The organism is Microbacterium sp. KU4F (assembly GCF_056868075.1).
This window is the reverse complement of sequence record NZ_CP200324.1, coordinates 1,719,780-1,745,474: the sequence shown is the minus strand read 5'-3', so window position 1 is coordinate 1,745,474 and position 25,695 is coordinate 1,719,780. Positions and strand designations below refer to the sequence as shown.

The following is a 25,695-nucleotide window of genomic DNA, read 5'->3' as shown; positions in this document are numbered from 1 at the left end:
CGAATCGTCTCTGTGCCCGACAGCGTGTCAGAGGCGCTGCCAGGCCTCGGTGAGCACACCGCGCAGGATCTGCTCGATCTCGTCGAACTCCGCCGGCCCGATCGTGAGCGGAGGTGCGAGCTGGATGACGGGATCCCCTCGGTCGTCCGCGCGGCAGTAGAGCCCCGCGTCGTAGAGCGCCTTGGAGAGGAAACCCCGCAGCAGACGCTCGGACTCGGCCTCGTCGAACGTCTGCTTCGTCGCCTTGTCCTTGACGAGCTCGATACCGAAGAAGTACCCGGCGCCTCTGACGTCGCCCACGATCGGCAGATCGGTCAGCCGTTCGAGAGCCGCACGGAAGAGGGGAGAGTTCCCGCGGACGTGCGCGTTGAGCTGCTCCTCCTCGAAGATGTCGAGGTTCTCGAGGGCGACCGCGGCCGAGACGGGGTGCCCCGCGAAGGTGTAGCCGTGCGCGAAGCTCGTCGTCCCGGTCGCGAACGGTTCGTAGATGCGGTCGCTGACGATCGTGCCGCCGAGGGGGGAGTAGCCGCTGGTGACCGCCTTGGCGAAGGTGATCATGTCGGGCTGATAGCCGAAGGCGTCAGCGGCGAAGTACTCTCCGACGCGGCCGAAGGCGCAGATGACCTCGTCGCTGACCAGCAGGACGTCGTGTCTATCGCAGATCTCCCGCACCCGCGCGAAGTAGCCGGGTGGGGGAGGGAAGCACCCTCCGGAGTTCTGCACCGGTTCGAGGAAGACGGCGGCGACCGTGTCGGGACCCTCGAAGAGGATCATCTCCTCGATGCGATCCGCCGCCCACCGACCGAACTCCTCTTCCGAGGCGCCGGTGAAGCCCATCTCGGCGGCACGGTAGAAGTTCGTGTTCGGAACGCGGAAGCCGCCCGGCGTGAGCGGCTCGAACATCTGCTTCATGCCCGGAAGCCCCGTGATCGCGAGCGCTCCCTGCGGGGTGCCGTGATAGGCGATGGCGCGGGAGATCACCTTGTGCTTTCCTGGCCTGCCGACGAGCTTCCAGTAGTTCTTGGCGAGCTTGAACGCGGTCTCGACCGCCTCGCCGCCGCCCGTGGAGAAGAAGACGTGATTCAGATCACCGGGGGCGAGATCGGCCAGTCGGTCGGCGAGCTCGATCGCGGCCGGATGCGCATACGACCAGATCGGGAAGAAGGCGAGCTGTTCGGCCTGCCGGGCGGCGGCCTGGGCGAGACGGCGGCGGCCGTGACCCGCGTTGACGACGAACAGGCCGGCGAGTCCGTCGATGTAGCGGCGCCCCGCCGCATCCCAGATGTGATGGCCCTCGCCGCGGACGATGATGGGGACCCCGTCGGGCGAGTCCATCGTGGACTGCCGCGCGAAGTGCATCCAGAGGTGGTCGCGCGCCTTGCTCTGCAGGTCGGCGATGTCGAAGGACGGGGCGGGCTCAGCAGTCATGTCGGCGCCTTTCGTTGCGCCCGACGATACTCCCGCCCCCGGCGAAACTGTACCCGTCGGACGGTCCCCTCCTCCTCCGCCCGAGTTGCGTCGCATGTGCGCAGGTGCGCCACTTTTGCGCAGGCGCGGCAGTGGTTGTCTGTGGCGGTTGCGCAAAAGTGTGGCGGATGCGGGATGCCGCCGGATCCCGGATGCCGGCGGATGCGGGGTGCGGGCGGGTGCGGGGGTGCGGTGTCTTGCTGCGCTCGCTCGACGACCGGAGCGGAAGGCGGGAGGACGCGAAGAGGCCGGCGCGCGAGCTGTCCCCCCAGCGCGCGCCGGCCCGTCCCGCTCGACGCCTACGACGTGATGCTCACCACCGTGAGTCGCTCGTCGCGCGCCGTGATCTCGTGCACCCCTCCCGTAAGAGTGGTCCCGGTCATCGTCTCGCGCTCGTCGCAGGACGGTCCGACCCAGACCTCGAGGGCGCCGGGTTCCACCACCCGGCGATAGCCGCGGTCGGAGAATGCGAGTCGCGCGGCGGGGACGGCGAACTCCACCGTGGCCCGCTCGCCGGCGGCGAGCTCGACGCGGGCGTAGCCCACGAGCTGCGCGACCGGGCGGGTCACCGAGGCGACCGGGTCGTGCGTGTACAGCTGCACCACGTCGACGCCGGATCGGTCGCCGACGTTCTCGACCACGACGCGCGCCGTGAACCCGCCCGCCGTGCTCGCGTCCGCATCCACCTCGAGCTCGCGGTGCGCGAACCTCGTATAGGAGAGGCCGAAGCCGAACGGCCGCACCGGGGTGCTGTCCGCGCTCGTGATCTCGTTCGCCGCGCCCAGCAGCGGATGCAGGTAGCTGTACGGCTGCGCCCCCGCCGACCGCGGGAGGGAGACGGGCAGCCGCCCCGACGGTACCGAATCCCCGGCGAGAAGGGAGGCCAAGGCAGTGGCGCCCTCCTCGCCGGGGAAGAATGACTGCAGCACCGCGGCCGGCGCGGTCTCGCCCTCGAGCGCCCACTCGATCGCGTAGGGGCGGCCCGACAGCACGACCAGGACGACGGGCGTGCCGGTGGCGACGATGCGCTCGACCAGCTCGCGCTGCACGCCGGGCAGCTCGAGCGACTCCACGTCGTTGCCCTCGCCGACCGTTCCCCGACCGAAGAGCCCGGCGCGGTCGCCCACCGCGACGATCGCCACCTCGGCGCCGCGGGCGGCATCGATCGCGGCCGTGAAGCCGGAGCGGTCTCCGCCCTCGACGGCGCACCCTTCGGCGACGTCGAACGATGCGCGCGGGTAGCGCGCCGTCAGGGCCTCCCGCAGCGACGGGATCTCGAATCCCATCGGAACGCCGGGATGGTGCGCCAGCACGTGGTTGACGAACGAGTAGCAGCCCATCAGTGCCGAGGCCGCATCCGCGTTCGGTCCGATCAGCGCGATGCGCGTGGGCTCGGCGAGCGGCAGGACGCCGTCGTTGGAGAGCAGCACGATCGACTCGTCGGCCAGGCGGCGGGCGAGCTCGCGGTGGCGAGGGGTGTCGAGATCGACGGATGCGGGTGCCGGCTCCTCGAAGGTGGCATCCAGCAGACCGAGCTCCTCCTTCTGGGTGAGCACACGCAGCACCGCGCGGTCGACGTCGGCGATGGGCACCACTCCCTCGCGGACGCGCCGGGCGAGAGGCTCCGCGTACGCGTCGCCGGTGGGAAGCTCCACATCGATGCCCGCCGCGAGCGCGAGTGCCGCCGCCTCGCCGCGGTCCGCCGCGATCTTGTGCATCGTCTCGAGGAACGCCACGGAGAAGTAGTCCGAGACGACGACGCCGTCGAAGCCCCACTCCTCCCGGAGCAGCCCCGTCAGCAGTTCGCCGGATGCGGCCACCGGGACACCGTCGATGTCGGCGTAGGAGTTCATGACGCTGCGCGCGCCGCCGTCGCGGACGGCCATCTCGAACGGCGGCAGGAACACGTCCTGCAGCTCGCGCCGGCCGGCGTGCACGGGAGCATGGTTGCGGCCCGCCTGCGAGGCGGAGTACGCCGCGAAGTGCTTGAGCGTCGCGTGCACGCCCGCATCCTGCAGGCCCCGCACATATGCCGTGCCGACGGTTCCCACGAGGTACGGGTCCTCGCCGATGCACTCGTCGACGCGTCCCCAGCGCGGGTCGCGGATGACGTCGAGCACGGGGGCCAGACCCTGGTGGATGCCGAGTTCGCGCATCGATTCGCCGATCACCTCACCGACTTCGGCCACGAGCTCGGGATCGAACGCCGCGCCCCAGGCGAGGGGGGTCGGGAACGTCGCCGCCTGCCACGCGGCCAGGCCCGTGAGGCACTCCTCGTGCACGATCGCGGGGATGCCCAGCCGCGTCTGCTCCCGCAGCCGGCGCTGCTCCGACCACAGCCACTGGGCGCGCTCGACCGGGTCGACCGGACGTGTGCCGTAGACGCGGGTCAGGTGGCCGATGCCGTGCACCGACGCATCCGCGTACCGCGTGGAGCCGGCCATCTCGCCGGCCATCGGCGCCACGACTTCGTCGCCCTGGTCGATCCAGAATCCGACGAGCTGAGCGAGCTTCTCCTCGAGGGTCATCTGCCCGAGCAGGTCGACGACGCGGGAGCTGGGGGCCGCGGCCGACACGGCCGCATCCTGTTCGAGCGACATCAGCCCTTCACCGCCCCGGTCAGGCCGCCGACGATGCGGCGCTCGAAGAGGCTGAAGAACACGAGGGCGGGGATCATCGACAGGGAGGTGAACGCGAGCACCTTGGCCGTGTCGACCGAGTACTGCGACGCGAACGCCTGCGTGCCCAGCGGCAGCGTGAAGGACGCCTCGTTGTTGAGGATGAACAGCGGGAGCATGTAGGAGTTCCAACTCTGGACGAAGACGAGGATGCCGACGGTGATGATGCCGGGCACCGCGAGCGGGACGACCATGCGCCAGAAGAAGCCGAGGCGCGAGCATCCGTCGATGGATGCGGCCTCCTGGAGCTCATGGGGGATCGCGGCGAGGAAGGGGACGAGGATGATGATCGTCATCGGCAGGCCGAAGGCGATCTGCGGCACGATGACGCCCGCCAGGGAGTTCATGAGGCCGAGGTCGCGCACGAGGATGTACAGCGGTGTGATCGCGACGGTCATCGGGAACATGAGTCCGGCGGTGAACAGCGCGTAGAACGCACCGCGTCCGCGGAAGTTGTACCGCGCCAGAGCGAAGGCGGCCATGAGCCCGAGGACGACCACGAACAGCGTCGTGGCCACGGCGGCGATGAGCGAGTTGCCCACCTGTCGCCAGAAGACGCCGCTGGCCAGGACGTTGACGTAGTTCTCCCAGTTCCACGTGGTCGGAAGCCCGGACGGGTCGAGGGTGATCTCGGAGTTCGTGCGGAACCCGCCGAAGATGACGTACGCGACGGGCGCCAGCATCAGGGCGACGAGCACGAGAGCGACGAAGTAGACGGCGAGGTTGGACGACTTCCGCTGGCCGGGAAGGCCGCTCGAGTGTCGGCGGGTCGGCGTTCGCCGGCCCGGGGTGACGACGGCGGCGGTGGCGGTCATCGGGAACCTCCCGTGATGGCGCCGGCGGTGTCGCGGCGCAGGACGAAGCGCTGGTAGAGCAGTGCGACCGCCAGCGAGATGAGGAACATGACGACCGCGACCGCGCTGCCGTAGCCGTAGCTGCCGGCATTGCGCCCGTTGGCGACCATGTAGGTGGCCATGGTGGAGGTGCCCGCCGTCGAGGCGACGTACTGACCCCACACGATCCACACGAGATCGAACAGCTGGAGCGATCCGATCACCGAGAGGAAGGCCCAGATGCGGATCGTCGGTCCCATGAGCGGCAGCACGATGTGGCGCTGGATCTGCCAGTACGACGCGCCGTCGATCGCGGCCGCCTCCGACAGCTCCTCCGGGATGCCCTGGAGACCTGCGAGGAAGAGGATGACGGCGAAGCCGACGTACTTCCACGTGATGATGACCATGAGTGTCCAGATCGCGAGCGAGGGATTCGAGATCCAGTCGTTCGCGAGAGCGCCGAGGCCGATCTTCTCGAGCAGCCCGTTCAGTGCGCCGTTCGACTGCAGGAGCAGTCCCCAGCCGAGGCCGACGACGACCTCGGAGATGACGTACGGCACGAAGATGAGCACGCGGATGAGGGACTGGAACCGCATCTTGCGGTTCAGCAGCAGTGCGAGCCCCAGAGCGAGAGGTCCCTGCATCACGAGCGACATGACGACGATGAAGCCGTTGTGGCCCAGGGCCTCGTGGAAGGCCGGGTCGGTCAGGATCGTGACGTAGTTGCGGATGCCGACGAAGTCGGTGGGGGCGCCGTAGCCCGACCAGCTGAAGAAGCCGTAAAACGCCGCCATCGCGACCGGGAAGATCACGAACGAGACGAAGACGATCAGGGCGGGGCCGAGGAGCAGGAGCAGCTCGGCGCGCAGGCGCCACCTGCCCCCGCGTCGGCGGGGCCGGGTGGGCGATGCCGCGGATGCGGCACCGCCCACCGGCGGAAGGCTGTCCGCCGCGTCAGCGACGGTACTCGCGTGTTCGCGAACGGAAGCCATCGTCATCGACCTCTCAGGACTTCGCGGCCGCGGCGTTGACGGCGTCGACGATGCCCTGCGGCGTGCCCTTGCCCGCGAACAGGTCGACGACGGCGACGTTGAGCGCGTTGCCCACGTTCTGGCCGTACAGGGTGTCGAGCCACACGACCACGTAGGGGGCGCTGTTGTAGCTCTTGAGGATGTCGACCAGTGCGGGGTCGGTCACGACGCTCTGCGCTTCGGTGGATGCCGGAAGGGTCTGGAACGCCTTCGCGTAGCCCTCCTGGTTCTCCTTCTCGGCGATGAAGTTCAGGAAGTCGACGCACTGCTTGGGCGCGTTGACCCAGCAGCTGAAGCCGTCGACGCCGCCCATCATGGCGCCCGCCTCGCCCTTACCGCCCGAGACCTCGGGGAAGGGGAACCACTTGAGGTCGGCGAGAGGCTCCTCGTTCGGCGTCAGCGAGGCGATCACACCCGGGTCCCAGGCGCCCATGAGCTCCATCGCGGCCTGGTGGTTGGCCAGCAGGCCGGCCGACGAGCCGGCGCCCTGCTGCGCGGTCGTGGTGAGGAAGCCGTCGTTGAAGGGGTTGGTCTTGATGAAGGCCTCGAGGTTCTCGCCCGCCTCCAGCCAGCACGGGTCGTCGAAGGACCGGTCGGAGGCCGCCTTGTCGAGGGCGTCCTTCGAGCAGGCGCGGAGGGCAAAGTTGTAGTACCAGTGCGCGGCGGGCCACGCATCCTTCGCACCGACGGCGATCGGGTCGATGCCCGCCGCACGGAGCTTCTCGTTGGCCGCCTCGAGCTCGTCGATTGTGGTGGGGGTCTCGGTGACGCCGGCCTGGGTGAACAGATCGGACGCGTAGTAGATGCCGGAGGGCAGGACGGCGGTCGGAACGCCGTAGTTCTTGCCGTCGATCGCGAAGGCGGAGAGCGAGCCGCCCATCGCGTCCTTCGTCGCCTGCGTCAGGCCGTCGGTGAGGTCCATGGCCTGTCCCGCCTTGACCACATCGGCGAGCTTGCCGCCGCCGCGAGCCATGAAGATGTCGGGCGCATCGCCCGAGTTGAGGGCGGTCTGGAGCTTGCCGTCCATCTCCTCGTTCTGGATCGACTGGATCTCGATCTTCACGCCGGGGTTGGCCTTCTCGAAGGCGGCGGCCGTGTCGACCCAGTACTGCTTACCGTCACCCGTGGTCGAGTTGTGCCAGAAGGTCAGCGTGACATCGCCGCCGTTCTCGCCGGAGTCGCCGCCGCCGCTACAGCCGGCGAGCGCGAGGGCGCTCATGGCCAGCGCAGCAGCACCGACCAGCAACTTCTTGGTTCTCATGTGATCCACCTTTTCTCTTCATCGAGTCGCACCCCGAGGTGCTGCTGTGGGCACGAGCATCCGTGGCGTCGCTGCCTCGACGTGGCGTCGTGCGGGGGCTCGAAGGGTTCGAGCGGTGTCAGTGTGGCAACCACCCGAAAGGGTGTCAAACGTTTTCGAAAACCTTTTCCGGTGGTCTACGCTGAGGCGTCATGGTCCGAAGGGTCACGATTCACGACGTCGCCGCCGCCGCCGGCGTGTCCGTCGCGACCGTCTCGAAAGCCGTCAACGGCCGGTATGGCGTCGCGGAGGAGACGGTGGCGCGCGTGCTGTCGGCGGTTGATGAGCTGGGGTACGAGTCCAGCCTCGTCGCCTCGAGCATGCGCTCGCGGCGCACGGGCGTGATCGGTGTTCTCGTCGCCGATTTCGAGCCCTTCTCCGCCGAGGTGCTCAAGGGCGTGGGAAGCGCGCTGGCCGATTCCGGTCACGACGTGCTGGCCTACAGCGGTTCGCACCAGGAGGGGACGGGATGGGAGCGCCGCTCCCTGAGCCGGCTCAGCGGAACGCTCATCGACGGGGCGATCATGGTGACCCCCACGATCGTGAACGTCGCATCGGACGTGCCGATCGTCGCCGTCGATCCGCACACCGGCCGCGCCGATCTCCCGACCGTCGAGTCCGACAGCTTCACCGGCGCGCAGCAGGCGGTTCGCCATCTCGTCGAACTCGGGCACCGCCGCATCGGCTTCATCGCGGGCCGCCCGGACCTGCGCTCGTCCGCCGCGCGAGACGCGGGCTACCGGGTCGCGCTCTCCGAGGCCGGCATCCCGTTCGACCCGAACCTCGTCGGCGTCGGCCGGTATCACGGTGACATCGCTCGCGAGGCGGCCGTGCAGATGCTCTCGTCGCCGCACCGTCCCACGGCGATCTTCGCCGCCAACGACCTCTCCGCGCTCTCGATCATCGACGTCGCGCACGAGCTGGGGCTCTCGGTGCCGGAGGACCTGTCGGTCATCGGGTTCGATGACGTCCCCGAAGCCGCCCGCGCGGCGCTGCCCCTGTCGACCGTCCGCCAGCCCATGCAACGACTCGGCGCCGCCGCCGCGACGATGGTCCTCGCCCTCATGAACGGCGAAGAACTGGATGCGACGCACGTCCGGCTCGCGACCCGGCTCGTCCCGCGCGCCACCACCGCCCCGCCGCGCGCGGAGCGCTGAGACCACCGCCCGCACCGGGCGGCACCCGACCATCACGCGAAGGAGCATCCATGGGTCGTTACCGCAATCCCATCCTGCCGGGCTGCCATCCGGACCCGAGCATCTGCCGTTTCGGCGACCGCTACGTCCTCGTGACCTCGAGCTTCGAATACCTGCCGGGGCTCCCCGTCCACGTCTCCGACGATCTCGTGAACTGGACGCTGGCGGGACACGCGCTGCACCGCCCGGGACAGATCGACCTGTCGAATCTCACGTCGTCCTCGGGCACGTACGCGCCGACGGTGCGCGAGGTGGGCGGTCGGCTCGTCGTGGTGTGCACGGTCGTCGGGCCCGAGGAGGGCGAGTGGGGCGGGCGAACCGGCCACTTCCTGGTGACGGCGAGTGCTCCCGAGGGTCCCTGGTCCGACCCGGTGTGGATCGACGGCGTGGGCGGATTCGACCCCTCGATCACGGTCGACGGCGATCGCGTCTGGCTCTGCGGCACGCGGGAGGCGGTGGAGGGCTACTGGCCCGGCCGCACCGAGGTGTGGGTGGCGGAGCTGGATGTCGCCACGGGCGCTCTCGGCAGTGAACCGGTCGTGATCTGGACGGGAGCCGCCGTGGGGGCGGTCTGGGCCGAGGGCCCGCATCTTCTCCCGCATCCGGACGGCGGATGGATGCTGCTGGTCGCCGAGGGCGGGACCGACCTCGAGCACGCGGTGTGCGTCGCCTACGCCGATCGCATCGAGGGGCCCTACAGGCCGGACGCGGGAAACCCCCGCCTCTCGCACCGCGATCTCGGGCCCGTGGCGCCGATCGTCGCCGTGGGCCACGCCGATCTCGCCGAGGACGGCGATGGCCGCAGCTGGGCGACGGTGCTGGCGCTGCATCCGGTGGACGGGCGCCGCGGAATCCTCGGGCGCCGGACCTCCCTCGTGCCGGTCGCCTGGGCCGACGGTCGTCCGTTGTTCGCGCCGGGCGTCGGGCGGGTCGAGGAGGTCGTGACGGCGGAGGGCGTGCCGGACCAGCGCCCCTGGCCGACCCGCATCGAGGAGCATTTCACCGGCGAGCTGCTCGACCTCGAATGGAACGGCGCCGGACGCCTGCCGGAGGAGTTTGCGAGCTGGGGCGCCGACGGCCTGCTTCTTCCCGGCGGCGCCGAGCCGTCGAAGACGGCGGGGGTCTCGTTCCTCGGTCGGCGTCTGCCCGACGAGAACAGCGACGTGTCGCTGCGCGTACGGATCGCTGCGCAAGACGACGCGTTCCGCGCGGGCATCCTGCTGCGGGTCTCCGATGCTCAGCAGCTGGAGCTGTCGGTGACCGGCGCTGGCGAGGCGATCGCGGTGCTCGCCGGAGCCGAGATCGGACGGCTGTCGCTCGGACGCGACGCCATCGGCGACGAGCTCGAGCTCACCCTCCGTATCCGGGATCTCACCGCGCGGGCCTTCGCGGGCGAGGAAGAGCTGGCCTCCTGCGAGCTCGACGTGCTGGCCCCCCAGCCGCCGCGCGGGTTCATCGGCGCCTGGGTGGGGCCGGTGGCGGTCGGATCGGGTCAGGCGCGCATCACGCGTTTCACGCTCAGCGCGGGCTGAACTCAGAAGGGTCGGCGAGGAGGTCGGCGAAGGCGAGTTCGCCGGCCCCGATGAGCAGGCGGTCCTCCGCGAGTGAGGCGAGGCGCAGCTGGAGTGTCTCGGCGCACGCGGGCATCGCCTGGGCGCGCACTGCGTCGCCGAGTGCGCCCAGGTCGCTCGCGCACAGCGCCGCGAGGAACCCGCCGAGCACGACGACGCTCGGGTTGAGGACGTTCACCGCGTTCGCCAGCGCCGTCGCGAGGATGCGCTGCTGTCGCTCGATCTCGGCGCGGGCGTCTCCGGATGCGGCGGCGACCGCATCCGTGAGCTGCGCGTCGTCGGCATCCGTCAACCCGAGGGCGGCGAGCAGGAGCGAGCGGTTGACCTCGTCCTCCAGGACGCCGCCGGGTACCCGGCGATCGGCCGCGTCCTCGATCCCCGGCCGGTTCTGCCCGAACTCGCCCGCGTACCCGCCGGTGCCGGCCAGCGGGTGGCCCGCGACGATGCCGCCGCCGCCGATGCCGCTCGCGCCGCCGTTGAGGTAGACGACGTCGGCCGTGCCGCGCGCGGCGCCGAAGAGGTGCTCGGCGAGCACGCCGAGGCTCGCGTCGTTGCCGATGGCGGTGGGAAGTCCCGTGGCATCGCGGATGAGCTCGGCCAGGGGGACATCCCGCCACCCGAGGTGAGGGGCGTCGCGCACGAGGCCGTCGCCGGTGCGGACGAGGCCGGGGACGGCGAGTCCGACGCCCACGATGCGGTGATCGGCGAGCTCCGCGCGCCGCCAACGGTCGATGTGCTCGGCGACGAGCGTCGCGGTTCGGGTGGGCGTGGGGGACTCGGGCATCGTGACGCGAGCGCGGACGGGGATCGAGAGGTCGAGCCCGACGGCGGCGAGGGTGACCGCGTCGACTTCCGGGTTGACCGCGATCGCGACCGTGCGGGATTGCGGGGCCACCATCGGGGAGGGGCGCCCCGCCCGCCCGGCGGGGTCGGGCGCCTTCTCTGCGACGAGCTGCTGCGCCGCCAGCTCGGCGACGAGGGCCGCGACCGTCGAGCGGTTGAGTCCCGTCGCCTCGGTGAGGGCGGCGCGCGAGAGGGCGCCCTCGCGGTGCACGAGTTGAAGGATGCGGGAGAGGTTGCGCTGCCGCATGCCGATGGCGTCCATGGCTCCAGTGTAGTAAGTTGCGAATAACAACATATCCGCCTCGCATCGCGAAGGAGCGTCATGCCCGCCCCCACTCCCGCCGACAAGTTCTCGTTCGGCCTCTGGACCATCGGATACAACGGCACCGACCCGTTCGGCGGGCCCACCCGTCCCCCTCTCGACGTGGTCCACGCCGTCGAGAAGCTCGCCGAGCTCGGCGCCTACGGCCTCACCTTCCACGACGACGACCTCTTCGCCTTCGGCTCCACCGATGCTGAGCGCCAGAAGCAGATCGATCGCCTCAAGGGCGCACTCGCCGACACCGGGCTGATCATCCCGATGGTCACCACCAACCTCTTCTCGGCCCCCGTCTTCAAGGACGGCGGCTTCACCGCCAACGACCGCGACGTGCGCCGCTACGCGCTGCGCAAGGTGTTCCGCCAGCTCGACCTGGGCGCGGAGCTCGGCGCCAAGACCTTCGTCATGTGGGGCGGCCGTGAGGGCGCCGAGTACGACAGCGCGAAGGACATCCGCGCCGCCCTCGAGCGCTACCGCGAGGCCGTCAACCTGCTGGGCGACTACGTCACCGACAAGGGCTACGACATCAAGTTCGCCATCGAGCCGAAGCCGAACGAGCCCCGCGGCGACATCCTGCTGCCGACGCTCGGCCACGCGATCGCCTTCATCGACTCGCTCGAGCGTCCCGAGCTCGTCGGCCTGAACCCCGAGGTCGGGCACGAGCAGATGGCGGGCCTGAACTTCGCCGCCGGCATCGCGCAGGCGCTGTTCCACGGCAAGCTCTTCCACATCGACCTCAATGGTCAGCGCGGCATCAAGTACGACCAGGACCTCGTGTTCGGACACGGCGACCTGCACAACGCGTTCGCGCTCGTCGACCTGCTCGAGAACGGCGGCCCCGGCGGTGTTCCCGCGTACGACGGCCCCCGCCACTTCGACTACAAGCCGAGCCGCACCGAGGACGAGAAGGGTGTGTGGGAGTCGGCCGCGGCCAACATGCGCACCTACCTGCTCCTGAAGGAGCGCGCCGCGGCCTTCCGCGCCGACCCCGAGGTGCAGGAGGCGCTCGCCGCGGCCAAGGTTCCCGAGCTGTCGGTGCCGACCCTCAATGAGGGCGAGACGTACGAGCAGTTCCTCGCCGACCGCTCGGCCTATGAGGACTTCGACACCGACGCGTACCTGGGCGGCAAGGGCGGCGGCTTCGTGCGCCTGCAGCAGCTGGCGACCGAGCACCTGCTGGGCGCCCGCGGCTGACGCACCCGCATCCGGCCCGCCGCGGTCCGGCCCGCATCCGGTCCGGGCGCCCCGTGTCCCACTTGCCGCACTCCGTGTCCCACTTTCCGCAGGATTCGACCCCGAAAACTGCGGAAAGTGGGACATGGGTGCGCGGGGCGGATGCGGGAGGCACCCTCTGACGAAGCAGACGTCCTGAACAAGAAGGAGCAGCGATGACGCTGGTGTTGGGGGTCGACTCGTCGACCCAGTCGTGCAAGGTCGTCGTGATCGACGCGGAATCGGGTGCCATCGTGCGCACCGGACGCGCCCCGCATCCGGACGGCACCGAGGTGGACCCGGCGGCCTGGTGGGAGGCGCTGCAGTCGGCCATCGCGGATGCGGGCGGCCTCGACGACATCGCCGCGTGGTCCATCGGCGGGCAGCAGCACGGGATGGTGGCGCTCGACGCCGACGGCCGAGTCATCCGCCCGGCGTTGCTGTGGAACGACACCCGGTCGGGCGGGGCTGCCGCCCAGCTGACCGCCGAGTTCGGCGCCGAAGCGCTCGCCGAGCGTACGGGTCTCGTTCCGGTCGCCTCCTTCACCATCACGAAGCTGCGGTGGCTGCGCGACAACGAGCCCGACAACGCGGCGCGCGTGGCCGCCGTCGCGCTGCCGCACGACTGGCTCACCTGGCGGCTGCGGGGGTACGGGCCGGCAGACGAGAGCGCCCTCGGTCCCGTGCTCGACGAGCTCGTCACCGACCGCTCCGATGCCTCCGGCACCGGTTACTGGTCGCCCGAGACGGGCGGATACGACCGTGGGCTGCTGGTCGCCGCTCTCGGCCACGACGCCCTGCTGCCGCGCGTGCTCGGCCCCGAGGAGTGGGTGACGGATGCGGCCGGCCGCCGCGTCGGCCCGGGCGCCGGCGACAACGCGGGTGCCGCCCTCGGCGTCGGCGCGGTCCCGGGCGATGCGATCGTGTCGATCGGCACCTCGGGCACGGTGTTCGCGGTCAGCGCCGAACGCACGATCGACGCCACCGGCACGGTCGCGGGGTTCGCCGACGCGTCCGGCAACTTCCTGCCCATCGTCGTGACGCTCAACGCCGCGCGCGTGCTCGACGCCATCGCGCGGCTGCTCGGCGTCGACCACGCCGAGCTCAGCGCGCTCGCGTTGACGGCGCAGCCGGGCGCTGGCGGCCTGCGGCTCATCCCGTACTTCGAGGGAGAGCGCACCCCCAACCTGCCGGACGCGACCGCATCCCTGGAGGGCATGACGCTCGCCTCGACGACGCGGGAGAACCTCGCTCGCGCGGCGGTGGAGGGCATGCTGTCCGGGCTCGGCGCGGGTCTCGACGCCCTCCGCGCGCTGGGTGTGCCGCTCGAGCGGGTGCTGCTGATCGGTGGTGCCGCGCAGTCCGAGGCGGTGCGCCGCGTGGCGCCCGAGGTCTTCGGACTGCCGGTGGAGGTTCCGGAGCCGGGCGAGTACGTGGCGCTCGGTGCCGCGCGCCAGGCCGCCCGCATCCTGGACTGAGCGTGAGGGTCGGCCGGGGCATGGCCGATCCGGTCGGTCCTCACAGCACCCACCGAGCGGGTGCCCGTACGGTCGGAGACATGAAGGTGCCGCTCGAGCAGCAACAGATCATGATGTCCCCCGCGCAACTGCGCGAGGTGCGTGACGAGCTCCAGCGGTTCCTGCTCGAGTACCGCTTCGGCATGCAGGAGATCGAGACCAAGATCTCGATCCTGCGAGACGAGTTCCTGCACATGCACGAGTACAACCCGATCGAGCACGTCACCAGCCGCTTGAAGTCGCCCGACAGCCTCGTCGACAAGGTCACGCGCAAGGGCATCCCGTCGGACTTCGCCTCGATCCGCGAGCACATCACCGACATCGCCGGCGTGCGCGTCACCTGCAGCTTCACGACGGATGCGTACCGCCTCTTCGACCTGCTCACGCAGCAGGACGACATCAGCGTGCGCACCGTCAAGGACTACATCGCGACCCCCAAGGAGAACGGCTACAAGAGCCTGCACGCGATCGTCGAGGTTCCCGTGTTCCTCTCGACCGGCCCCGTACGCGTGCCGGTCGAGGTGCAGTTCCGCACGATCGCCATGGATTTCTGGGCGAGTCTCGAGCACAAGATCTACTACAAGTACGACCGCCAGGTGCCGATGGGGCTCACCGAGAGCCTGCGCGAGGCGGCCGAGACCGCGGCCGCGCTCGACGAGCGCATGGAGCGGCTGCACCGCGAGGTGCACGGAGAGCGGGGGCAGGCGAGCAGCCCGCCGAACGTCATCCGCGTCTGAGGCCGCAGCGCGGTTAGGCTCGGCGCGTGGACGCCGTGGCCGAACTGCTGGATGCGGCCCGGCGCGAGCTGGGCGAGGTGCCGCGCGAGGCGCTGGGCGCGTGGCGCAGCCGCCGCATCCTCGGTATCCCCACGGCGCCGCGCATCGTGCCCGCAGGCTCCGCGTGGCACCTGGGCGTGCTGCTGCTGACGGAGGACGCCGTCCTCGCGACGGGTGAGATCATCCGGGCGCGGGAGGAGGTGCGGCGCGGGTTCGCGGCCGAGTCGCAGCGGGAGCGGGCCGCGATCGCCGCGGCCGCATTCCGCGGCGGATTCGCCGAGGGGCAGAGCGTGCACGTCGGCTGGCAGGCGATCGATCCGGATGCGGTGGATGCGGCATCCTCACCGCTGCGCCTGGGCGCCGACGGGCCTCTCGTGCGCTGGAGCGCGGCGGGCGGGTTCATGCCGCTGGGCGCCTACCTCGCCGAGCGTGTGGCTCTTGCCCGCACCCCGCCCGCGGGAGCGTGAGGGCCGAGCTCGAAGCGCTGTTCACAGGGCGTCCGCGACCGTGGCGACGGGGTGCCAAGATGATGCGGTGAGTGCACCCGCGACCGTCCTGCAGAACCATCCGGGCGAGGTCGAGTTCCCGGTGCGGACGCGCTGGCGGTACGTGCGTGTGATGGAGCGGCGTCGGCGGGCCGATCCGCGCCAGATGCGCCGTCGCGCGCTTCCCGTCACCGCGATCGCCGTCCCCTTCGGCATCGTGGCGGTCGTCGCGTCGGTGGGCTCGTGGGCTGGCGGGTCACCGACCTCGTTGTTCGTCATGTTCGCCCTCGGCCTGATGGTCGGGCTGCTGGTCGCCTCGACCGTGCTGTCCTTCTTCGACGCGTCGGCACCGCTGCGCGCGCAGCGCCGGTATCTCGCCCTCGCCGCTCGCGTGCCGCTGACCGAGCGGCAGCAGCAGATCCTCGCGCTCGATGCCGCCAGCGATTTCGCGATCCGAGGCTGGAACTCCTCGCTGGCGTTCACACCGACGTTCGCGGAGCTTCCACAGCAGGTGCGCGCGAAGCACCAGGACGGCCAGCGCGGCGCTCCGTGGTTCGCCCTCCCGCTGCCGCCGATCGCGCAGCTGCGGGCCTCCCTCGACGAGCAGTACAAGATCGTCTCCGGCTCGGACGCGGAGCTGCTGGTGGCCGACACCCTGTCGCAGGGTCTGCTGTCGAGTCGATTCGCGGAGATCGCGAACAGCGACGACGCCGAGCGGATGATGTCCCGGGTCGCCGCGCTCACCGGCCTGCCTGTGTTCGACGTCTACGATCTCGCGCGCGGCAGAGACGAGCAGCCGCCCCGCCTCCTGCTGGCAGCCGATATCGAGCGCGCGATCGGGGGCGTGCGCTACGCCTACGTCGCCGACTACCTGGATGCGGCGGATGCGTGGCGGCTGCTGGAACAGCTCGCCGCCAAGGCTTTCGCGGTGTACCGGAGCCCCGAGGTCTACTGGAGCGACGTCGTCATCGCGACGGCCTTCCGCTCCGACTCACTCGAAGCCGTGCAACGCCAGCGCACCGCGATCGCCGAGCTGCGCGGCTCCGCCTGGCCCGCCGCATCCGTCGCCTGGCCCGCCGCCTGACGCGGCGTCACCCGGCCGCCGGATCCGGAGTCCTCACGGTGGTCCCCGTCAAGCCCCGCATCCGCCTCATCCTGATGAGCCATGCTCCGGTGGTGACCGACGAATCCACGCCCCCCGCGTCCATTAGGGTGAAAGCCCCTGCATCCGATGCCTCGGGAGGCGACGACGTGCACACCTGGCCCGGATCGGCATATCCCCTGGGGGCGACGTACGACGGGAACGGTACGAACTTCGCCCTCTTCAGCGAAGGGGCCGAGCGGGTCGAACTGTGCCTGTTCGACGACGAGGGCCTCGAGACCCGTCTCGACATCATCGAGGTCGACGCGTTCGTCTGGCACGCCTACCTGCCCAACGTCGGCCCGGGGCAGCGCTACGGCTACCGCGTGCACGGCGAGTACGATCCCGCATCCGGCAAGCGGTACAACCCGAACAAGCTGCTGCTGGATCCCTACGCGAAGGCGGTCGACGGTCAGATCGATTGGGACCAGTCGCTCTTCGGCTACAACTTCGGCGACCCGGATTCGCGCAACGACGACGACTCCGCCGCCCACATGATGAAGGGCGTCGTCATCAACCCCTTCTTCGACTGGGGCGGAGACCGCCAGCCGAAGACGCCCTACTCGGAGACCTTCATCTACGAAGCTCACGTGAAGGGGCTCACCCAGCTCCACCCCGGGATCCCCGAGGAGATCCGGGGCACGTACAGCGCGATCGCGCATCCGGTCATCATCGAGCACCTCAAGAAGCTCGGCGTGACCGCGATCGAGCTCATGCCCGTGCATCAGTTCGTCGACGACGACACCTTGCAGCAGAAGGGACTGTCGAACTACTGGGGCTACAACACCATCGCGTTCCTCGCGCCGCAGAACACGTACTCCTCCACCGGCGGCAGCGGGCAGCAGGTGCAGGAGTTCAAAGGCATGGTGCGGGCGCTGCACGCCGCCGGCATCGAGGTGATCCTCGACGTGGTCTACAACCACACGGCCGAGGGCAATCACCTCGGGCCGACCCTGTCGATGAAGGGCATCGACAACGAGGCCTACTACCGGCTCGAGGCCGACGACAAGCGCTACTACACGGACTACACCGGCACCGGCAACAGCCTGAACGTCGGCAACCCGCACGCGCTGCAACTCATCATGGACTCGCTGCGCTACTGGGTGCTCGAGATGCACGTCGACGGGTTCCGGTTCGACCTGGCCGCCACGCTCGCGCGCGAGTTCTACGAGGTCGATCGCCTCGCAGCCTTCTTCGAGCTCGTGCAGCAGGATCCGATCGTCAGCCAGGTGAAGCTCATCGCCGAGCCGTGGGATGTGGGACCCGGCGGGTACCAGGTGGGCAACTTCCCGCCCCAGTGGACCGAATGGAACGGCAAGTACCGCGACACGGTGCGTGACTTCTGGCGAGGCGAGCCCGCCACGCTCGGCGAGTTCGCCTCGCGTCTGACCGGATCCGCGGACCTCTACGAGAACTCCGGGCGGCGGCCCGTGGCATCCGTCAACTTCGTGACAGCCCACGACGGTTTCACGCTGCGCGACCTCGTCTCGTACAACGAGAAGCACAACGAGGCGAACGGCGAGGACGGCAACGACGGCGAGTCCCACAACCGCTCCTACAACTTCGGCGTCGAGGGCCCGACCGACGACGTCGAGGTGCTGACGCTGCGCGCCCGTGCCCAGCGCAACTTCATCGCGACGCTGCTGCTGAGCCAGGGGATCCCCATGCTGCTGCACGGCGACGAGCTGGGTCGCACGCAGGGCGGCAACAACAACGGCTACGCGCAGGACAACGAGATCACCTGGGTCGACTGGGAGAACGTCGACCTGCCCCTGATCGAGTTCACCGCAGCGCTGTCCCGCCTCCGCCGCGATCATCCGACGTTCCGACGCAGCCGCTTCTTCGACGGTCGTCCGGTGCTGCAGGAGGAGGACGCACCCGTCCCCGACATCGTGTGGCTGCGTCCCGACGGCACGCCCATGCGGCCCGAGGACTGGGACTCCGGCTTCGGCCGTGCCGTGGGCGTGTTCCTCAACGGCAACGGCATCCGCGAACGCGATCGCCGCGGCGAGCAGATCATCGACAGTCACTTCATCGTGCTCTTCAACGCGGGCGACGAGCCTGTCGAGTTCACGCTGCCGAACGTCGACTTCTCCCCCGAGTGGGACGTGCTGGTCGACACGGCCGGCAACCGCGCCGACTCGGAGCCCGTCCGCCCGGGCGACGTGCTTCCGGTCGAGACGAAGTCGCTCATCGTGCTGCGCGAGCACCACGAGAGTGAGGCCGAGCCCGATCACTCGGTCGCCGCATCTCTGACGCAGAACCTCACAGTTCCCGTCGACGAGGTGCCCGGCGCTGCTCCCAAGTCCGAGCTCCCGCACTGACCCGGAGGACGCATGCTGCCCGCCTCGACCTACCGCCTGCAGATCCGTCCGAGCTTCGATCTGGATGCGGCCGCCGCTGTCGTGCCCTACCTCGCCGACCTCGGCGTGGGGTGGGTGTACCTGTCGCCGCTGCTGAAGGCGACGACCGGCTCCGATCACGGCTACGACGTCGTCGATCCCTCCCTCGTCGACCCCGCCCGCGGCGGGGGTGAGGCGCTCGATCGGTTCGTGACCGCCGCCCACGACGCGGGACTCGGCGTGCTCGTGGACATCGTTCCCAACCACATGGGCGTCTCGATTCCCCGCGAGAACCCGTGGTGGTGGGACTACCTGCGCCTCGGCGAGGCGTCCGAGCGCGCGGCCGCGTTCGACGTAGACCGCGCGCTCGACGATGGCCGGGTGCGGCTGCCGATCCTCGGCGCTCCGCTCGCGGAGGTGATCGGCGAGATCACGATCGACCCGACACCCGCCCCGGACGCTCCCGACGGACTCCTGCGGTACTACGATCACGAGCTGCCGCTTGCCCCGGGCTCGTTCGACGGGCTCGAGCCCGACGACGTCGCCGCGGTGCTCGACCGGCAGCACTACGAACTGCGCTTCTGGCGCGATGAGGCCGCGCTGCTGAACTACCGCCGGTTCTTCGCCGTGACGACGCTCGCCGCCGTCCGCGTCGAGGACCCGCACGTCTTCGACGACGCGCACGTCGAGATCCTGCGGTGGGTGCGCGAGGGGCTCGTGGACGGCCTGCGGGTCGACCACCCCGACGGCCTGCGCGACCCAGGCGGATACCTCGCGCGCTTGGCCGAGGTCACGAACGGTCTGCCGGTCTGGGTCGAGAAGATCCTCGAGCACGGGGAGGAGCTGCCCTCGTGGTGGCACACCGTCGGCACGACAGGCTATGACGCCCTCGGCGAGATCGAGCGCGTGCTCGTCGACCCCGCGGGGCGTGCCGGCCTCGACGCGCTGGATGCGCAGCTGCGCATCGAGACCGGTCTCCCCTCGGCGCCGTCGTGGGCCGAGCTCATCCACGGCACGAAGCGTCAGATCGCCGACACGATCCAGGCATCCGAGGTCGCGCGGCTGGTGCGCCTGCTGCCGATCCCCGTTCCCGGTGCCCGAGAGGCGCTGGCCGAACTCCTCGCGCTGTTCCCGACCTACCGCAGCTACCTGCCGGCGGGGCGCGCGTGGCTCGACGAGGCGGCGGAGGCCGCATCCGCCGCTCGTCCGGATCTCGCCGAGGCGATCGCCGCGCTCGTGCCGCTGCTCGCCGACGGCTCGAGCGAGCTCGCACAGCGCTTCCAGCAGACGACCGGACCGGTCATGGCGAAGGGCGTCGAAGACACCGCGTTCTATCGCTTCACCCGTCTCGGGTCGCTGACCGAGGTCGGGGGAGACCCCTCCGAGTTCTCGCTCGATGTCGCGGGGTTTCACGACGCCTTCGCGCGGCGGCAGGCGTCGTGGCCGCATTCGCTCACCACGCTGTCGACGCACGACACGAAACGGGGCGAGGATGTGCGGGCGCGCCTCGATGTGCTCGCGGAGATCCCCGAGCGGTGGGCGGAGACGCTCGACGCGCTGCGCGAGATCGCGACGACCGGCCACGGCCCGTTCGACGCGCTGCTGTGGCAGGCCATCGTCGGCGCCTGGCCCGCGAGCGCCGAGCGGCTCCACGCCTACGCCGAGAAGGCCGCGCGCGAGGCCGGCGACGCGACCAGCTGGCTCGACGTGAACGAGGACTTCGAGCGGCAAATGCATGCCGTCGTCGACGCCGCCTTCGGCGAGGCGCGCCCGCTCGTCGAGTCGTTCGTCGCAGAGATCGCTGCGGCCGGGTACTCGAACGGCCTGTCCGCCAAGATCCTCCAGCTCGCCGGACCCGGCATCCCCGACGTGTACCAGGGGTCCGAGCTGTGGGAGCAGTCGCTGGTCGACCCGGACAACCGTCGCCACGTCGACTTCGCGGCCCGCGCCGCCACGCTCGCACGGCTGGATGAGGGACTCGTGCCGCCCGTGGACGACAGCGCGGCGGCCAAGCTGCTGGTGGTCTCCCGCGCGTTGCGCCTGCGCCGCGATCGCCCCCACCTGTTCACCCGCTACACGCCGGTGACCGTGACCGGCGCCGCCGCCGAGCACGCGGTGGCCTTCGACCGCGGCGGCGTGATCGCGGTCGCGACCCGGCTGCCGATGGGCCTCGCGGCTCGCGGCGGATGGGGTGACGCGACCCTCCTGCATCCCGCCGGCGCCGTGCAGGACGAGCTGACCGGCCGGATCTTCGACACCGAGCGGATCCCGCTCGCCGAGCTGCTGGCGACCTACTCGGTCGCGCTGCTCGCGCCGGTCGCGCTCGCGGCACCGCGCGGATGACGACCGACCCACGAGACGAGGACGAGACGATGATCGAGCTCTGGGCGCCCCAGGCGCGGCGGGTACGGATGCGCTCTGGTGCGGACCTGACACGCGAGAGGGAGCTGACGGCCGAAGCTGACGGATGGTGGCGTGCATCGGTGGATCTCACCGACGGCGAGCGCTACGGGTTCGTGCTCGACGACGGTGAACTGCGCCCCGACCCGCGGTCGCGCCGCCAGCCCGAGGGCGTGCACGCGGCATCCGCGTGGGTCGATACTGCTGCATTCGCGTGGACGGATGACGCATGGACCGGTCGCCAGCTGGCGGGGGGTCTGGTCTACGAGCTGCACCTCGGTACGTTCACGCCCGAGGGCACGCTGGATGCGGCGATCGAACGTCTTCCCCACCTGGTCGAGCTGGGAGTCAGTCACATCGAGCTGCTGCCGGTGAACGGCTTCAACGGCGTCTGGAACTGGGGATACGACGGGGTCGCCTGGTACACCGTGCACGAGGCCTACGGCGGACCCGCGGGATACGCGCGCTTCGTGGACGCCGCCCACGCTGCCGGCCTCGCCGTCGTGCAGGACGTCGTGTACAACCACCTCGGCCCGTCCGGGAACTACCTCCCGGAGTTCGGCCCGTACCTGCGGGAGGGCACCCGAAACACGTGGGGCGACTCCGTCAACCTCGACGAGCCGGCTGTGCGCGCCTTCATCGTCGAGAACGCGCTGATGTGGCTCCGTGACTACCACGTCGATGCGCTGCGACTGGATGCGGTGCACGCGCTGCACGACGAACGGCCCGTCCACATCCTGCGCGAGATGGCGGAGGCCGTCGACGCGCTGTCGGCGCACGTCGGCCGCCCGTTGACACTCATCGCCGAGAGCGACATGAACGACCCGACGCTGATCCTGCCGCGCGAGGCCGGAGGCTACGGGCTCGCCGCGCAGTGGAGCGACGACTGGCACCACGCCGTGCATGTCGCGCTCACCGGCGAGACGAGCGGCTACTACGCGGACTTCGCCGCATCCGACGCGCTCGAGAAGGTGTGGACGCGCGGGTTCTTCCACGACGGGACGTACTCGTCGTTCCGCGAGCGTCACCACGGACATCCGATCCCCGCGGAGGTTCCGACCTGGCGTCTCGTGACCTTCACTCAGGACCACGACCAGGTCGGCAATCGCGCCGCGGGCGACCGGCTGAGCGCGACGCTGTCGCCCGACCGGCTCGCGGTCGCCGCCGTGCTGACGCTGACCGCGCCGGGCACGCCCATGCTCTTCATGGGCGAGGAATGGGGTGCGTCGACGCCGTGGCCGTTCTTCACCTCGCATCCGGAGGAGTGGCTCGGTGAGGCGGTGCGGAAGGGGCGGGCGGAGGAGTTCGCGAAGACGGACTGGGACGATTCGGTCGTGCCCGACCCACAGGATCCGGCGACGTTCCAGAGCGCCAAGCTCGCGTGGGACGAGGCCGAGTCGGGCGATCACGCCCGCATCCTCGCGCTCTACCGTGAGCTGGCGGGGCTGCGGCGCGAGCGGCCCGAGCTCACCGACCCCGCGTCGGCGCACCTGTCGGCGGCGATCGAGCGACCGGATGCGGCGCCGTCCGCCAGGCGGTTCGTGCTGGGGCGCGGGGCGCTGCGGATCATCGTGAACCTCGCGGCCGATCCATGGGACGTGCCGCTCGCCGCGGCGGAGAGCGTGCTGCTGGCCACCGTGCCGGTCTCGCCCGCCGCCGGCACGGTCTCCGTCCCGGCGGATGCCGCCGTGGTGCTCGGTCCGCCCCTGCGCTGAGGCTCCCCTTTCTGCGTTCGGCGAACGGCGCGGGCTCTCAGCTTCCGTCGCGCACGTCCGCGAGCTGTTCGCGGAGCAGGGAGATGTTCCCGAAGCGCGCGGTCGCCGGCGGTCCCATGGGTGCTTGCGACATGAAGCCGATCCGAGGGCGCGTCGACGCGTTCAGCCGGAACTGACGCACGAAGTGCCAGGTGATGCCGTCCGTCGAGTAATGGAACGCGTACGCGCTGCCGGCAAGGCTCGATACGCGGAGCCAGACGGAGCCGTCCAGGATGACGGGGCCGTTCGCGTCGTCGGAGAACCGATCCGTCACGACGCTGACGACCATCTCCTCGCCCCGGGGCGAATACTCGAAGCACAGCTTCGCCCAGCAGTCCTCGTCCACCCACAGGGCGAGCACGGCGGCGTCGAAGGTCGTCCGCGGAGAGTTCACCGACACGCGGGCGGACAGCTGGAACGGTTCGTCGATGTCGAAGGCGAGACTGGTCGAGGTATGCGACGGCGGCGCGCCGGTCGCGTCGTTCGTCCAGTCGACCTCCGCGTCGGAGGTGATCACCAGCGCGTCGCCCTCCCGGCGGTGCTGACCCTCACTGTGAGTCCAGGTCACGGGCGGCAGCCCCGGCAGTTCAACCGTCATGGTGGTGATCCCCCTTCATCGCGAATCCCTCCGAATCTACAAGCGGAGCCGCGCCGTACCCCGGCCGAGAGGACCGTGGCAGATGTAACGCGGGGGAAACGCGGGCCGTCTAGCCTGGCGGCAGCGTTCATGTAAACACGCGCCGCGGCCCTCGCAGCCGCGGTGGGAAACCGTGAAGTGGCTACCTCGATACCCATCGGTCGCCCTTCCGAGGGCGATCCCCACCCAGGAGTCGCCATGACCTTCCACGTCCCCCTCGTCGACATCACCGCGTACGTCGCAGACGGCAGCCCCGAAGCGAAAGCCGCCGTCGCGCGCGCGATCGATGAGGCCTGTCGCACCGTCGGCTTCATCCAGATCACCGGACACGGCATCCCGGATGCGGTCACCGCCGGCCTGACCGACGCGATGGATCGCTTCTTCGCCCTCGATCTGGAGCAGAAGAAGACCTATCGCACGCCGCCGCAGATCAACCGCGGCTACAGCCCGCCCAAGTCCGAGTCGCTGAGCCTTTCCTTGGGAGTCGAGTCGGCGAACCGGATGAACGACTTCTTCGAGGCCTTCAACGTCGGAGCAGCGCAGGCGGACTACCCCGCATCCCCGGACCTTCCGCAGCCGGAGTACGCCGACAACCTCTGGCCCGACGTCGACGGGTTCGAGGTGCAGGTGCAGACGTACTTCGCCGAGGCGGCGCGGGTGGCGCGCACGATGACCCGCATCTTCGCCGATGCGCTCGGGCTGGAGCCCGACTTCTTCGACCGCCGCACCGGCCACTCCCTCGATGTCATGCGCATGAACAACTACGCCCTGCCGCCCGGGACCGACGTGACGCTCGACGGTGACCTAGTCGGCATGGGCGAGCACACCGACTACGGCATCGTGACGATCCTCTGGGCCGACCAGGTGAAGGGGCTGCAGGTGCTCGGCGCCGACGGTTCGTGGAACGACGTCGCTCCCGCCGACGGCGCGCTTCTGATCAATCTCGGCGACGTGACGGCGCGCTGGACGAACGAGCGATGGATGTCGACCCTGCACCGGGTGAAGCCGCCCGTGATCGACGGGACGATCGAGCGGCGGCGATCGGCCGCGTTCTTCCACGACGGCGACGTCGACGCGCTGATCGAGACGCTGCCGTCCTGCATCGACGCGGAGCACCCCGACCTGTACGAACCCATCACCGTGGGCGACCACATCCGTGCGAAGCTCGCGGGCTCGCGCGAAGGGAAGGCGAACGAGAAGGCGGAGCGGGAGTCGCAGCGGGTGCTCTCGAGCTACCGCTGAGCTCTGCGCATCGATCCGGCCGCCGAAGGAGTATCCGTTCGTCGAGCGAGTATGCGATGGAGTGCTCACTCGCCGAACGTGTGCTCGCTCGACGACGCGACCGCCGGCGGACGCTGTCAACCCCTGGCGCGGGTTAGCTAGATTATCTAGCGTTATGGGATGAACGTCGCCACATCGCGCTCATCCGACCTCACCCGGCAGATCGCCGTCCTCGCCGCGACCGGCTTCATGCTGGTCGCCGCCATGGTGGGCACGGGACTCTTCGGCGGCACGGCCGTGCAGGACCTGCAAGACGGTGCGCTCGACGCGGATGCGAGCTATCTCGCCCCCGCCAGGCAGGCCTTCTCGATCTGGTCGGCCGTGTACCTCGGCCTCATCGCGTACGCGATCTGGCAGGCGCTGCCCGGGCAGCGGGGCAGTGAACGCCAGCGACGCCTCGGGTGGCTGATCGCTGTGACCGAGGTGCTCAACGGGCTCTGGCTCGTTGCGGCGCAGTTCACCACGCTGCCGTTGACCGTGCTCGTCATCGTGCTCCTTCTCGTCGCCCTCGCGACCACGTGGCGCCGGGCCATCACGCAGCCGAGCGAGGGCGTCGTCTCCGCCGTGCTCATCGACGGCGTCACGGGGCTGCACCTCGGGTGGGTGACACTCGCGACGGTCGCGAACACCGCAGCCTGGCTCACCCGCATCCTGCCCGCCGGCGCCGAGGACGCGGCGGACGTCTGGGGCATCGTCGTGCTGATCGCCGTGGCGGCGATCGGATGCGGCATCGCCTGGTTCGGACGCATCGCTCCCTCGCTCGCGCTGTGCTGGGGACTGTCGTGGCTCGCCGTGGGCCGCCTCACCGATCAGCCGCACAGCGACGCGATCGGCACGGCGGCCGTCGGCGCCGCTGCTCTCATCGCCCTCGTCACCGTCGTGCGTGTCGCGCAGCGGTTGCGTCGCCGCTGA

Annotated in this window: 19 protein-coding genes; 12 read left to right on the top strand and 7 right to left on the bottom strand. The window is 70.2% G+C overall.

The window, feature by feature from the left end; translation table 11 throughout:
* Window positions 1–27: 27 nt before the first annotated feature.
* The 5 genes from AC1VNH_RS08860 to AC1VNH_RS08840 all read right to left on the bottom strand — a co-directional run bounded on the left by AC1VNH_RS08860 (window position 28) and on the right by AC1VNH_RS08840 (window position 7,270).
* A complete protein-coding gene (locus AC1VNH_RS08860) occupies window positions 28–1,428 on the bottom strand; it encodes an aspartate aminotransferase family protein (RefSeq protein ID WP_483110931.1) in 1,401 nt (466 codons plus the stop codon).
* 338 nt (window positions 1,429–1,766) lie between these two features.
* Entirely contained in the window at window positions 1,767–4,067 is a 2,301-nt protein-coding gene (locus tag AC1VNH_RS08855; RefSeq protein ID WP_483110930.1) for a beta-xylosidase/alpha-l-arabinosidase, read from the bottom strand.
* Window positions 4,067–4,960 (bottom strand): carbohydrate ABC transporter permease, encoded by an 894-nt coding sequence (locus tag AC1VNH_RS08850; protein ID WP_243231207.1) that lies wholly within the window; start codon window positions 4,958–4,960, stop codon window positions 4,067–4,069. Before AC1VNH_RS08850 ends, AC1VNH_RS08855 begins: the two co-directional genes overlap by 1 nt.
* A complete protein-coding gene (locus tag AC1VNH_RS08845) occupies window positions 4,957–5,970 on the bottom strand; it encodes a carbohydrate ABC transporter permease (RefSeq protein WP_483110929.1) in 1,014 nt (337 codons plus the stop codon). Before AC1VNH_RS08845 ends, AC1VNH_RS08850 begins: the two co-directional genes overlap by 4 nt.
* Before the next feature lie 13 nt (window positions 5,971–5,983).
* Entirely contained in the window at window positions 5,984–7,270 is a 1,287-nt protein-coding gene (locus AC1VNH_RS08840) for an extracellular solute-binding protein (protein WP_483110928.1), read from the bottom strand.
* A gap of 191 nt (window positions 7,271–7,461) precedes the next feature.
* Here AC1VNH_RS08840 and AC1VNH_RS08835 point away from each other — a divergent pair, with 191 nt between their 5' ends.
* Both AC1VNH_RS08835 and AC1VNH_RS08830 read left to right on the top strand, forming a co-directional pair.
* On the top strand, window positions 7,462–8,466 hold the full coding sequence (locus AC1VNH_RS08835; RefSeq protein WP_483110927.1) for a LacI family DNA-binding transcriptional regulator: 1,005 nt from the start codon (window positions 7,462–7,464) through the stop codon (window positions 8,464–8,466).
* Window positions 8,467–8,516: 50 nt separating this feature from the next.
* Window positions 8,517–10,037 carry a glycoside hydrolase family 43 protein gene (locus AC1VNH_RS08830; protein WP_483110926.1) on the top strand — a complete coding sequence of 507 codons (1,521 nt, stop codon included), beginning with the start codon at window positions 8,517–8,519 and terminating at the stop codon, window positions 10,035–10,037.
* Here AC1VNH_RS08830 and AC1VNH_RS08825 read toward each other — a convergent pair.
* The gene (locus AC1VNH_RS08825) at window positions 10,024–11,181 is read right to left on the bottom strand and encodes an ROK family protein (RefSeq protein ID WP_483110924.1); all 1,158 of its coding nucleotides are present in this window, start codon (window positions 11,179–11,181) and stop codon (window positions 10,024–10,026) included. The genes AC1VNH_RS08830 and AC1VNH_RS08825 overlap by 14 nt on opposite strands.
* A 60-nt stretch (window positions 11,182–11,241) precedes the next feature.
* On the opposite strand from AC1VNH_RS08825, the gene xylA reads away from it, so the two are divergent.
* The 8 genes from xylA (at window position 11,242) to treZ (ending at window position 22,826) form a co-directional block, all read left to right on the top strand.
* Complete coding sequence (gene xylA / locus AC1VNH_RS08820) at window positions 11,242–12,432, top strand: xylose isomerase (RefSeq protein WP_483110923.1); 1,191 nt, start codon at window positions 11,242–11,244, stop codon at window positions 12,430–12,432.
* 194 nt (window positions 12,433–12,626) lie between these two features.
* Entirely contained in the window at window positions 12,627–13,928 is a 1,302-nt protein-coding gene (xylB, locus tag AC1VNH_RS08815; RefSeq protein WP_483110922.1) for a xylulokinase, read from the top strand.
* An 80-nt stretch (window positions 13,929–14,008) separates the two neighbouring features.
* The gene (locus AC1VNH_RS08810; protein WP_483110921.1) at window positions 14,009–14,704 is read left to right on the top strand and encodes a GTP pyrophosphokinase; all 696 of its coding nucleotides are present in this window, start codon (window positions 14,009–14,011) and stop codon (window positions 14,702–14,704) included.
* Window positions 14,705–14,730: 26 nt separating this feature from the next.
* Window positions 14,731–15,210 carry a glutaminase gene (locus AC1VNH_RS08805; protein ID WP_483110920.1) on the top strand — a complete coding sequence of 160 codons (480 nt, stop codon included), beginning with the start codon at window positions 14,731–14,733 and terminating at the stop codon, window positions 15,208–15,210.
* Window positions 15,211–15,277: 67 nt separating this feature from the next.
* Complete coding sequence (locus tag AC1VNH_RS08800; RefSeq protein ID WP_483110919.1) at window positions 15,278–16,312, top strand: DUF1266 domain-containing protein; 1,035 nt, start codon at window positions 15,278–15,280, stop codon at window positions 16,310–16,312.
* Window positions 16,313–16,479: 167 nt separating this feature from the next.
* Complete coding sequence (glgX, locus tag AC1VNH_RS08795) at window positions 16,480–18,693, top strand: glycogen debranching protein GlgX (protein WP_483112714.1); 2,214 nt, start codon at window positions 16,480–16,482, stop codon at window positions 18,691–18,693.
* A 12-nt stretch (window positions 18,694–18,705) separates the two neighbouring features.
* The gene (treY, locus tag AC1VNH_RS08790; RefSeq protein WP_483110918.1) at window positions 18,706–21,054 is read left to right on the top strand and encodes a malto-oligosyltrehalose synthase; all 2,349 of its coding nucleotides are present in this window, start codon (window positions 18,706–18,708) and stop codon (window positions 21,052–21,054) included.
* A gap of 29 nt (window positions 21,055–21,083) precedes the next feature.
* Window positions 21,084–22,826 carry a malto-oligosyltrehalose trehalohydrolase gene (treZ, locus tag AC1VNH_RS08785; protein ID WP_483110915.1) on the top strand — a complete coding sequence of 581 codons (1,743 nt, stop codon included), beginning with the start codon at window positions 21,084–21,086 and terminating at the stop codon, window positions 22,824–22,826.
* Between the two features lie 37 nt (window positions 22,827–22,863).
* On the opposite strand, the gene AC1VNH_RS08780 is transcribed toward treZ, so the two are convergent.
* Complete coding sequence (locus AC1VNH_RS08780; protein WP_483110914.1) at window positions 22,864–23,433, bottom strand: DUF1349 domain-containing protein; 570 nt, start codon at window positions 23,431–23,433, stop codon at window positions 22,864–22,866.
* Between the two features lie 267 nt (window positions 23,434–23,700).
* Here AC1VNH_RS08780 and AC1VNH_RS08775 point away from each other — a divergent pair, with 267 nt between their 5' ends.
* Window positions 23,701–24,744: an isopenicillin N synthase family dioxygenase gene (locus tag AC1VNH_RS08775; protein WP_483110912.1), complete on the top strand. Its 1,044-nt coding sequence runs from the start codon at window positions 23,701–23,703 to the stop codon at window positions 24,742–24,744.
* 159 nt (window positions 24,745–24,903) lie between these two features.
* Window positions 24,904–25,695, top strand: a complete 792-nt coding sequence (locus AC1VNH_RS08770) for a tryptophan-rich sensory protein (protein WP_483110911.1) — start codon at window positions 24,904–24,906, stop codon at window positions 25,693–25,695.